Raw genomic sequence first — 11,270 nt, forward strand, 5'->3', positions numbered from 1 at the left:
ATTCCACAGCAAAGTGCCTAGTATTGTGTAATTTATCAACCTTTATTGTTTATTGTTTTATACCTGTAAAATCATCAATCATTTTTTCTATTTTATTTTCAACTCTTATATTATTTGTTTCTAAATTAAGAAGTAAATATGAAAAAACTGCAATGACAATTAATAAAGGCAATGCAATAAGTGTTCTTTTAAGATATAACCTTTGGAATTTACTTCCTAATGTTTCTTTAAAATCAAGATTATAGGCTTTACTAAAAGCAATATTTTCATCTGTATTTAAAAGAGGAGTAATTGCAGATGCAATGTTTTCGCAAAATAAAGAGATTCTTTCATTAACATCTTTACTGCTTGAATATTTTCCTCTATACCCTAACACAAGGCAAGCATAGACAAACTCTAAAAAATCCTTATTTTTAGCAGGATTATTTAACCAAGATAAGGCTATATCATAAAAATTATCTCCCCCTAATGTCTCATCAAAAAGCCTTACAGTCAATGTGCTGTGCGCCCAAGAACTATTCATAAAAAGTTCGTTTTTCATAATAATCTCGTCTAGAAAAACACATAAACAATATCTTAATTTCACAATATCTTTATCTTCATATTCTTTATAAGTGCTTAGTTTAGAACTAATTGACAATATATCATTAATCATTTTTTCTTTAATTGCTTCTATTTTGCTTGTTTCTAAAATATCTATCTTAGATAGCCTTGATGATAACAAAAGTAGCTCTAAACTATGGTCTAAAACTTTATTATTTAAAAGCCCATAAAACCCATGATTTAGCAATAAACTAGGTTCTATATTAGATTGTCTATTTGCACTACTTTCTTCCATGCTTAAAACACCGCCCATATTTTAATATCAGGACTTTTAATATTGTTTGTAATATAAATACTCACAATATTTTCTCCTTTGAAATCTGCAAATACTTCATCTCTCTTATCAAATCTATAATAAACATAACCACTTAGATAAGGAATGGCGCTTGGAATATTTGAAATTTGCTCCAAATTCAACCCCCTAAGTTGTGTAGCAACTATATCTTTTATTTTACTTTGTGTATGGATTTTACTTTGTGTTTTAAAATTCTGTAAAAGATATTCGTGATTCACTTCTGCACTTATGGCAAGATAGATTTCACCATCTTGTAAAATGCTTGGATTATCAAACAAGAAATCATAAAAACCATTTTTACTACTAATTAATTTTGCCATAGTGTATCTTGGGCTGGTAATTCTTGAGAATAATATTCTAATATTATTCATTAAAGGCAAGAAAGTTTCATTAAGATTGTCATGGTTATATTTAATAAAATCTAAAAATGTATCGTCCTCATTAAATGCGCCGAGGTCTCCTTGAAATTCAATTAACTTCTCATACAAAAATTCAGGATGCAATTTATCTTTATTAATTAAATAAGAAAAAATCAAATACCATTTTTTTAAAAGATTCAAGGACACATAGGTGCTAAAATCAAGTGTATTTTTTGTTTGATCAATGCCTTTAAAAATATTTGTTAAAGTATTTTTATGTTGTTTAATAGAATAAATATTCTCCTCTAAAAATGACTTAATAATAGACGTTTTGGCAACATTTAAACAAGTAGGAATAAATTCCTCTTCTAAATCAATTTTCTTATTTGCATCAATACTCTTGATTTTTGCAATCGGTATTTCTAGCTCATCTGGTGCAGCATTGTTTAAGATTCCTAGTTTTAATCTCAAGCTTGCAAGTGCTACACTAATCTTTTCTTGTGTAAAAGCAATATTATCATTTTCGTATTCATCACCTATTTGTCTTAAAATTTCATTGCTCTCATCATCATAATTTCTTGAAGCTATTACACTTTTTAATGCAATGTATTTGGTATTAGGAAGATTATTTCTTAGTGCAATATCTGCAACACTTGCAATGCCTAAAGGAATTTTTAGCGTGATTACAGAGTTAGCCAACGCATCATAGTTTATCTCCAAAGGTTCAGGCAAAAGGTCTTGTTCTGGCGCACTAAAGATGCTTCCATCTTGTGCGATTCCTTCAATTCTAGTAATAGCAATTTTGCCTTGAATTAACATTTCTTTAGAAAATTCAAGTGTTGTGATTCCATATAAATTACTAAACACCTCTATTGTTTTAGAATCAATCACTCTTTGCAAAAATCTTTCTTGTTGTTCAAAATGGACTGAGCTTACATTTAGACCATCATGCCATGTAACTTTTAATTTATCCGCCATAATATGTTTGCCTCATAGAATTTATTGGACTTTATTAATACCATCTTGTGTGATTTTAAATTCTAGCTTCTTTTTACCAAACCAAATTCCACTTGCATCACTCGTTTTAGCCCATGCTTTAGTTATTTTTTTGTCATTATTTGCAAAAAACACTAAAATACCAATATATGGGACTTCTTTGTCCTTAACATTAACTGCTACAATATTGTCTCTAGGCGCAATTTGCATTTTCATTGAATCAATTTTGTCTTTTCCTAAAATACCATCTTCTCTTGCAAATAAGTCAATATCGCTTGCTTGCTCAAACTTTTTTATATCCTTTAGCTGATACACAATAATAGTTAATGGCACATCATCTTGTCTATTATTGAGATTTGATCTTTCATGATTATTAATTGTAATATCAACTTTGCTTGAACATGCAGAAAAAACCAACACCATTAGCAAAAACAATAGATTTTTATAAACCATAGACAATCCCCTAATTAATAATTTTTTAAGTTTTATTTTATAGAATAGTATAGCATAAATTTTTACTTAAGTTACTAATAAGCACTACAAGTTTATAAATTTTTTGGAGCTTCAATAATGGCTTACTCCAACTCTTCATCAAAAGACTTATTCCATTTAGAGAGTTTTAATCTTTTAGAAGACGAGATGTCAAAATATAAAACTCTAAATCATGAAAGTATTAATTGGGATATGGTATATCAATACTCTCTTGATATTTTAAAAAATACTTCAATGGACGCAAAAATATGTAACTATTTCATTTTATCTTGCATTAATCTTAATAAAGAAGATTGCTTCATTGAACTCTCATGTTTGCTAAACTTTTTAAAAGGTTTTTTAGAAAATAATCCACAATCATTAAATGAAAATACATTAAACACTCAAAAAAAGAAAATCAAAGACGCTATTGCACTTTTTATTTTAGAGACCAATCGCTTGAAATTATGTATCTCAAAGCAAGTCTTAACTGAACTCAATAAAACTATAATGGACATTGGAAATATTATTAATCACAAGTTTAACTCTCTTGAAATAGCACAGGATATTTCTCCTTCAAATACAAACAAAGAATCCCTATCTAATACCCATACAAACACTATTGCTAACAAGCTTACGGATTTAGATAACATCAACGATAGAGAACATAGAGAGCTTTATTTAAAGCTTAGTCTAGATTTATTGAAAAATGATTTAAACAATCTTAATGCATATACATTCTTTTTTGAAGCCATGTGGGGGAAAATAAAAAAAATGCCACTTCATGCAGAGGGTATCACCCAGATAAGATACCCAGATAGTAGCTTGATTGGTTTATTGCAGAATCCCAAAGAAAACATTAGCGAACTTGAACAAATTCAAAACTGCATTAAAAATTTAGTTTTGAATCCTTTTTGGTTTGAAGGATTACAACTTTTTCATGAATTATTAGTCTCTCAAAAAAGAGATAACGTTTGTAAAATATTTACAATTTTCGTCAATAATTTTTTAAACAAATTTCAAGAAATCACAAAATTAAAATTTGAAAATGGAGAATTTCTGTGTAATGCCTCTACATTTAATTATTTTTCAAAAAATGAAGAATCAAAGAGTCAGCAAAAATTTTCAAAATCCAAGACACACCCTAAAACAAAAAGTCTTGAAGAGGCATTTTTAAATATTAATAAAGAAAATTCTAATGGTTCTTTATTTTCAAATATTAATGCACTAATTGCAATGGCAAAACTATTTGACGAAAAAGAAATGAAACAAAATGCAAACATCATTTATTTGCATTTAAAAGAAAAACTAGAAAATACGCTTTTAAAAGATTATTTAGAGGAATATTATTTATTCATTCAAGGGAAAATTAATAAAATTTAGTTTATACTCTTTGGAATTTTAACTCCGATAAATCCATAAAAAAGAAAGGCTAAAAATGTCAGATGGTTCAAGTTCTCCCAAAGAGCGCATTAATATAACATACAAAGCAAAAACAAATGGGCAAAATAGCGAGATTGAGTTACCCTTAAAACTAATGGTATTATCAAATCTTACAGGTAGCAATAGTGAGCAACCCATTGAAGAGCGCGAAGTGTTGCAGATTAATAAGCTTAACTTTAATCAAGTTATGGAAAAACTGAACATTAATACAAGCTTTAATGTAAAGAATACTCTAAACAATGAAGCAGAGGAATTAGAAGTGAATCTTAATATTGCTAGTATTAAAGATTTTTCCCCAGATAACATTGCACAACAAGTGCCAGAGCTTAAAAAACTTTTGCAACTCAGAGAAGCTTTAATGGCATTAAAAGGTCCAATGGGTAACATTCCAAACTTTAGAAAAGCTGTCCTAGAAGCATTAAAAAATAAAGAAACTAGGGAAAAACTGCTCTTAGAAATCAAACAAGAAGATGGAGAATAAATATGGCAGACAAAAAGACTAATACGCTTAGCACGCCCATTATTGAAAGTATTATGGAAAAAAGCAAATATTCCACTAATGAAGAAAGTTATAGTATTGCTAAACGTGGAGTTGCTGAATTTATTTCTCAAATTGTTAAGAGTGATAATGTAGAGGATAAAATCAACAAATTTGCTCTTGATGAAATGATAGCGCACATAGATGATTTAATCTCCAAACAAATGGATGAAATCTTGCACAATGAAAATTTGCAACAACTAGAATCGACTTGGAGGGGATTGCATTTTTTAGTCAGCAGAACAGATTTCAATGAGAATATTAAAATCAACCTTTTCAATATTACAAAAGAAGAAATCTTGGAAGATTGTGAAAATAATCCAGACATTACACAAAGTGTAATTTATAAAAATATCTACTCCTCCGAATATGGTCAATTTGGTGGAGAACCTGTTGGTGCTGTTATTGGAGATTACCAAATTACAGCAGCAAGTTATGATATGACTTTCTTAAATAAAATGGCTAGCATTTCTGCAATGAGCCATGCTCCTTTTTTAACCTCATGTAGTCCTAAATTTTTTGGTTTAGAGGATTATTCAGAGCTTGCAAATATTCAAGATTTAAAAGGCATGTTAGAAGGTCCTCAATATACTAGATGGAGGACTTTTAGGGAAAATGAAGATGCTAAATATGCTGGGCTTATGGTAACGAGATTCTTAACAAGAAGCCCATATGACCCCAATGAAAACCCTATTAAAAGTTTTAACTACAAAGAAGATGTCCATGCTTCACACAATCATTTATTATGGGGTAATTCTGCTTTTGCTTTTGCAACTAGACTTACAGAAAGTTTTGCAAATTATAGATGGTGTGGAAGTATCATAGGTCCAAAAAGCGGTGGTAGCGTAAAAGATTTACCAACTTATGTTTATGAAAGCTTTGGAACAATGCAATCTAAGATTCCAACTGAAGTTCTAATTACCGATAGAAGAGAGTATGAACTTGCAGAAGAAGGCTTTATCACTCTAACATTGCGTAGGGATACCAATAATGCTGCTTTCTTCTCTGCTAATTCTGCCCTAAAACCAAAAACATTCCCAAACACGCCTGAAGGCAAAGAGGCAGAAACAAATTATCGCTTAGGCACGCAATTACCTTATTTATTTCTCATTTCAAGATTAGCACATTATCTTAAAGTGCTACAAAGAGAAGAAATTGGTAGCTGGAAAGAAAGAAGTGATGTTGAAAATGGTCTTAATGAATGGGTAAGACAATATATTTCTGACCAAGAAAATCCACCTGCTGAAGTGAGGAGCAGAAGACCTTTTAGAGGGGCAAGAGTGCAAGTAGAGAATGTTCCTGGTGAAGCTGGATGGTATAAAATTGGACTTAGCGTTCGTCCGCATTTTAAATATATGGGCGGAAACTTTGAACTCTCACTCGTTGGTAAGCTTGATAAAGAATAATGTCTTTGTTGGATAAGGTTATATTTACATTAGATGACCAATATCAAAATGTTTCTTTTCACAATGATATTCACAAAGATATAAAAGACAATATCTGTCTTTTATTAAATGCCAAATTAGATGATTGTTTAATCTTAAAGGACATAAATATTTCTAATTTGGCTGAACTTAATTTAAATTCTAGTGATTTGTGTTCTACAACAGCAAAAGAAATTGTTTCTATTATTGAAAAATATGAACAACGCATTAAAATTATCTCCATAAGTTTTGATAATTCACTAAGCCCATGGTGTTTGACTTTTATGTTGCAATGTTTTCTCTATAATGATAGATTCCAAGAATTTAGCTTAGAAATTATTTTCAAAAATAATAGATATTGCGAAGTCATCTAAAAATGAATCAAGATAATATATTTTATTTTCAAAAAGAACTTGCTTATCTTTATGAAACAAGAAAGCTATTTACCCAAAAATATCCAAAATTAGCTCCATTTTTAGCGCACAATAGTAAAGACCCAGATGTTGAAAGAATTATTGAAAATTTAGCAGTTTTAACTGCAAAAATTCATCAAGAAATGGACCAAAATATCCCTTATATAGCTGAATCACTGATAAATATTGTTGCTCCAAATTATACAAGTGCATTGCCCTCCTTATCTATGCAAGAGTTTCAAATAGACGAAAAGAGCAAAGAAAAGCATATTTTCATACCCAAAGGAACTTATGTAAAATCCATTCCTGTTAATAAATGTGAATGTATCTTTAAAACCATTTATGATGTTTTCTTATATCCTTTGAGTATTGAAGACGCATTTCTTGGTAGTGATAAACAATACCAAACCTTTAATTTGAGTTTTAAAATTAATGCAAACAAAGATTTTAATATTTGCGACCTTGATATTACAAGATTAAATATTTACTTAGGAGATGATGTCTATACTTCAAGTAGCCTACTTTTATATATCCACTTATATCTAAAAGAATTAAAGATTGTATCATTAGATACTAATGAGGAATTTAAATTAAGTATCTATAATATTAAAACAATGGGGCTTTCTCCTAGTGAGAGCACATTATCTTACAATGAATTGGGTTTTGAAGCATTTTCTTTGCTAAGAGAATACTTCTTTCTTCCTGAAAAATTTAATTGCATTGCAATTACAGGCTTAGAAGTATTAAAAGGGTGCTTGGGTAAGAACTTTAGTATAGAATTTAAGTTTGATAAGCATTTACCAAAAAATTGTATTTTAAGGAAAGAATTATTTTCTCTTGGAGTAACTCCTATTGTTAATGTTTTTCAAAAAAGTGCCGAGCCTATCATTAACCATCACAATAGAGATGGACATAGAATCTTTATTGATAGAAATCAGCTTGATTCTTATGAAATTATCAATATATTGCAAGTAAAAGCACATAATAGTGATACAGGTAGAAGAATGCTAAAAAGCTATAATAATTTTGAACATTTTGAATTTCTCAAAGAAAATAGAAATGAATTTTATTCTATCTCTGACAAAACAAATTCAAAAGGAGACTCATATAAAGAAATCTCTTTTTTCTCAACAAGCCACCAAACAGAAACTATTACTATTGAAACTTTGTGTTGCAATAAAAATCTCCCGACATTTTTAAAGATTGGCGATATTCAAACCTCTCCTATTAAAGATACATACACCAAAAATATCAAAAATCCAAGCCCTATGAGAAAATATAATGTGGATAATTTACTATGGAAACTTATTTCTATACTATCTTTTAACTACCAAACTATGCTAAATAAAAATTCGTTCTTTAATGTTCTTGAAGCTTATAGCTTTTTAGAAGATAAAGAAAATATAGAAACCTACAAATTATTAAAGGAATCCATTGTTGATATACAAGGCAATAGCACCTATTTAGTAGATGAATATATTACAAAAAAAGGAATACTAACTATCTTTTATATCAAAGATTCAAAATTCTATTCTCTAGGGGAAGTCTATAAACTAGGGCTTGTAATTTCTAAATTTTTATCTTCATTTGCAAGCATTAATTCATTTTGTGAATTAAAAATACGATGCCTAGATTCCAAAGAAACGCTTTATTACCCAGCATCATTTGGCAAAAAACCAATCTTATGAATTCCTCTTATTCCTTTCACAAACTCCTAAAAAAACTTTTATTAAACCACAATAAAAATGAAATTTTTTTAAGGGCAAATAAGCAACTTAAGCACCCAAACAAAGAAATTGAAGAAATAAGATTCAACCGGTTAGATGAAGAATTTTTAATCCAAGTGATTGTAAATTTTATGGGCTTACATGGAATCACCTCTCATTTACCCTCTTATATGCTTGATAAACTATCGCGCAATGAAGACAACAATGAGGGCTGGACATTATTTTTTGATTTTTTTAATCACTATATTTTATGGATATTTTTTGAAATTGTAAATTTAAAAGATTATCCAAGAGGCTTTCAAAAAGATTTTAACGATTCTATTTCAAAAATTTTATTTGCAATGCTTGGCATTACAGATAAGAATATAGCTAGAAAATATTTACCCTTCTCTCCTCTTTTGTTAAGCTTAAGACGTCCTAAATATTATATAGAAAAAGTCTTGCAAAGTAATTTTAATCTCCACAATAAGCTTTCAATTATAGAAAATATCCCTCATAGAATCTTAATTGCAAAATCCCAACAAAATAAACTGGGTATTAAAAATCATATATTAGGAAAAAATTTTATTCTTGGTAATAAATTTTTATCCTATCAAAATAAAATAGCAATTTTAATTCAAGGTATTGAATATCAAGAAGCAATAGAATATCTACCCAAAAAAGAAAAACATACAGATTTGAAAAATAGCGTTATGTTTCTTACTAACAATGAATTTTGTGTGGATTTGTATATAAAAATTAATTATAGCGATAAGTTGCTTTTCATACTAGGCGATCAAAGCACAGCAAAACTAGGATGGGGGAAATTATTAGGAAAGCGCAAAAAAGATTTTCATCTTATGCACATAAAGTTATATGAGTGATTTTAGACAATACAAGTATATTACAAAAAGCTAAAAGTATTATTTATTGCAAGTGCTTTTAATATGCCATATTTCTAATTTCCACTTTAATCAAAACATCTTGAATCACTCAAATTTGAGTGTGAAAAATAACTCTATAAAATTATTTTTCTTTATCTAATTTTATTGTTAAGACATTAAGTTCATCTTCTTTATCTTGTATATTTTCTAGGCAAAATTTTACTTTGTTTGCACCAATAGAAGTTACAACGGCAAAATATCTTGTATCATTTTCAAAATAATCCCAAATTTCATCAAATTCCAAATAATTTGCCAAACCAAAATCTTTAAAATCACACTTTTGGTAAATTGATTTTAAGGATTTTGGAACTTTGTTAATGATAAAAAGTATTTTTATTTTTTCTTTTTGGGAGCTAATGTCTAATTCCTTAATAATATTCTCTTGATGTTCTTGTTTAATAATATCTATTAATTTTGCATTATTGGAATCTTTTAACATACCAAGATCTATATCCATTTCTTTTTCTAATTCTAGTTTTTCAAGAGAATATTTTATTTTTTGATTATTATCAACCTGAGGCAATAAGACATTTACTGCTTCATCGCTTTTAAGGACTAATTTTGCCATACCCATAATTTTAATATTTAGCTCTAATATGGCGTGAAAATCTTTTTTAGAAAAAGTATTCTCTATACCTTTTTTAATAGCATTTATATCCAATTTCTCATCAGATAAAAATTGCATAAGCTTATCCAAAAATATAGGTTGAGGAAGCATTTTTTCTCCTTATTAACCCTAAGCTTGACATCTTTATAGTTTTTTTGATTTTGATTAGCTCTTGGCTTCTTTTTGGTATCTTTTTAAGTAATTTTTATTAAGAAAATTATAACAATATGCGCTTAAATTCTGTTTTTATATTTTCAATCCTAATGCACAGAAATTTCTATAAAGCTAAATCCTATGATTAAAACTTATAAAATCTTTAATCTTATCCCAAGCACTTTGGGATTCCTCTTCTCTTCCTTGCACTAAATACACTTGAAACCACATGGGTTCTCTACCAGAGATAGCACTACAATTATCAACAGGATCTTTACCGCCCCAACATGTGCAAACATATTCTAACTCTCTTAAAATATCTTGTTTATCTTCAGGATTCCTTTTCATACATTTATTCCAATGATTAATAATAAGCATAAAGCGATTATATCCCTCCCAAGTTAGCCAATCTAGTTCTGTTATCCAGCATAAAAAGGGATTTCCCGGGACATTTAGCCAATGCACTTTATCAGGTGTATCAAAGGCTTCTCTAACTTCAGCTACAAAATCCCAGTAATCACTAATATCTGCTCCATCTACATAAACAATACATAAATCTTTTCTTTCCTCTACTAAGATTTCCTCAAGAGACTGGACATAATGGATTTTATTATCAAATTTTGGAGCTTTTTGTTGTAAGATTTTTCTAATATCATCAGGTTTATTTGGGTCAATACCATATAATTTAATCCATTTAGGTTCTTCAACTCTATCATAAAATTCTCTGCTTCTTCTGGACTTAATCCCTCATCAAACTTTGCCATTTTCTTTCCTTAGCATTTATGGTTTAATTTTAACAAATCCCGACTTAGAGATTTTATCAGTGAGTGGCATTTGATTTCTTCATTCACAATAGCTTATTTACACTCTTGTTATTTTTAACTTATCTATTAATCTTTCCAATCCATCTTATAATATTACCTTTATCATCTATTTCTACTTCTAAATCTTTGTATTTATTATAGAATCTTGGGGATAGGATTTCGTTATAATATTTAGTGCCTTTTTCTGTTCTTGCAACCCAAATATTATATTGCAACCAATATTGTGGTGTATCCCAAGAGGTATCACCTAAAATAAGACTATATCCCTCTTCATCAATCGTATCAGGGTCGCACAAATCTCTATTAAATCTATTTGCATAAAAATAATTATCCCTAAAATATATCCATGCTTGATATTTATCTTCTTTATAGTAAGATAAATTTGTAGGATAATCTATCTTACTCCTATCCTCATCATCACAATATGAGCCAAAATCAATATAACCTGCTAGGAAGAGTTGTCCTATGACATTAATGTATTCGCTAATATAAGT

Annotated in this window: 12 protein-coding genes and 1 pseudogene; 6 read left to right on the forward strand and 7 right to left on the reverse strand. The window is 28.9% G+C overall.

Annotated elements, in window-relative coordinates:
- Positions 1 to 49: 49 nt before the first annotated feature.
- The 3 genes from icmH to tssJ are packed head-to-tail and all read right to left on the reverse strand — an operon-like array spanning position 50 to position 2,706.
- Positions 50 to 838 carry a type IVB secretion system protein IcmH/DotU gene (gene icmH, locus LS70_RS09440; RefSeq protein WP_034291177.1) on the reverse strand — a complete coding sequence of 263 codons (789 nt, stop codon included), beginning with the start codon at positions 836 to 838 and terminating at the stop codon, positions 50 to 52.
- A gap of 2 nt (positions 839 to 840) precedes the next feature.
- Positions 841 to 2,235, reverse strand: coding sequence for a type VI secretion system baseplate subunit TssK (gene tssK, locus LS70_RS09445; RefSeq protein ID WP_034291179.1), 1,395 nt, complete (start codon positions 2,233 to 2,235; stop codon positions 841 to 843).
- Positions 2,236 to 2,256: 21 nt separating this feature from the next.
- Complete coding sequence (tssJ, locus tag LS70_RS09450; protein WP_034291181.1) at positions 2,257 to 2,706, reverse strand: type VI secretion system lipoprotein TssJ; 450 nt, start codon at positions 2,704 to 2,706, stop codon at positions 2,257 to 2,259.
- Positions 2,707 to 2,823: 117 nt separating this feature from the next.
- Between tssJ and LS70_RS09455 the strand changes: the two genes are divergently transcribed.
- From LS70_RS09455 to LS70_RS09480, 6 genes are read left to right on the forward strand one after another with little or no spacing between them, the layout of a single operon-like run.
- Positions 2,824 to 4,107, forward strand: a complete 1,284-nt coding sequence (locus LS70_RS09455; protein ID WP_034291183.1) for a type VI secretion system domain-containing protein — start codon at positions 2,824 to 2,826, stop codon at positions 4,105 to 4,107.
- Between the two features lie 55 nt (positions 4,108 to 4,162).
- Positions 4,163 to 4,648, forward strand: a complete 486-nt coding sequence (gene tssB, locus LS70_RS09460; protein WP_034291185.1) for a type VI secretion system contractile sheath small subunit — start codon at positions 4,163 to 4,165, stop codon at positions 4,646 to 4,648.
- Between the two features lie 2 nt (positions 4,649 to 4,650).
- The gene (gene tssC / locus LS70_RS09465; RefSeq protein WP_034291188.1) at positions 4,651 to 6,111 is read left to right on the forward strand and encodes a type VI secretion system contractile sheath large subunit; all 1,461 of its coding nucleotides are present in this window, start codon (positions 4,651 to 4,653) and stop codon (positions 6,109 to 6,111) included.
- A complete protein-coding gene (locus LS70_RS09470) occupies positions 6,111 to 6,503 on the forward strand; it encodes a hypothetical protein (protein WP_034291190.1) in 393 nt (130 codons plus the stop codon). Before tssC ends, LS70_RS09470 begins: the two co-directional genes overlap by 1 nt.
- 2 nt (positions 6,504 to 6,505) lie before the next feature.
- The gene (tssF, locus tag LS70_RS09475; RefSeq protein WP_034291192.1) at positions 6,506 to 8,230 is read left to right on the forward strand and encodes a type VI secretion system baseplate subunit TssF; all 1,725 of its coding nucleotides are present in this window, start codon (positions 6,506 to 6,508) and stop codon (positions 8,228 to 8,230) included.
- On the forward strand, positions 8,227 to 9,132 hold the full coding sequence (locus LS70_RS09480) for a type VI secretion system baseplate subunit TssG (RefSeq protein WP_034291194.1): 906 nt from the start codon (positions 8,227 to 8,229) through the stop codon (positions 9,130 to 9,132). Before tssF ends, LS70_RS09480 begins: the two co-directional genes overlap by 4 nt.
- 142 nt (positions 9,133 to 9,274) lie before the next feature.
- Here LS70_RS09480 and LS70_RS09485 read toward each other — a convergent pair whose 3' ends face one another.
- The 4 genes and pseudogenes from LS70_RS09485 to LS70_RS09500 all read right to left on the reverse strand — a co-directional run.
- A complete protein-coding gene (locus tag LS70_RS09485; protein WP_034291196.1) occupies positions 9,275 to 9,910 on the reverse strand; it encodes a hypothetical protein in 636 nt (211 codons plus the stop codon).
- A gap of 174 nt (positions 9,911 to 10,084) precedes the next feature.
- Positions 10,085 to 10,300: a hypothetical protein gene (locus LS70_RS09995; RefSeq protein WP_034291198.1), complete on the reverse strand. Its 216-nt coding sequence runs from the start codon at positions 10,298 to 10,300 to the stop codon at positions 10,085 to 10,087.
- Positions 10,301 to 10,524: 224 nt separating this feature from the next.
- Positions 10,525 to 10,716 (reverse strand): hypothetical protein, encoded by a 192-nt coding sequence (locus tag LS70_RS09495; protein ID WP_034291200.1) that lies wholly within the window; start codon positions 10,714 to 10,716, stop codon positions 10,525 to 10,527.
- Positions 10,717 to 10,835: 119 nt separating this feature from the next.
- Positions 10,836 to 11,270, reverse strand: a pseudogene (locus LS70_RS09500) (hypothetical protein); the annotation flags it as partial.

This window comes from Helicobacter sp. MIT 11-5569 (assembly GCF_000765695.2).
Classification (GTDB): domain Bacteria; phylum Campylobacterota; class Campylobacteria; order Campylobacterales; family Helicobacteraceae; genus Helicobacter_D.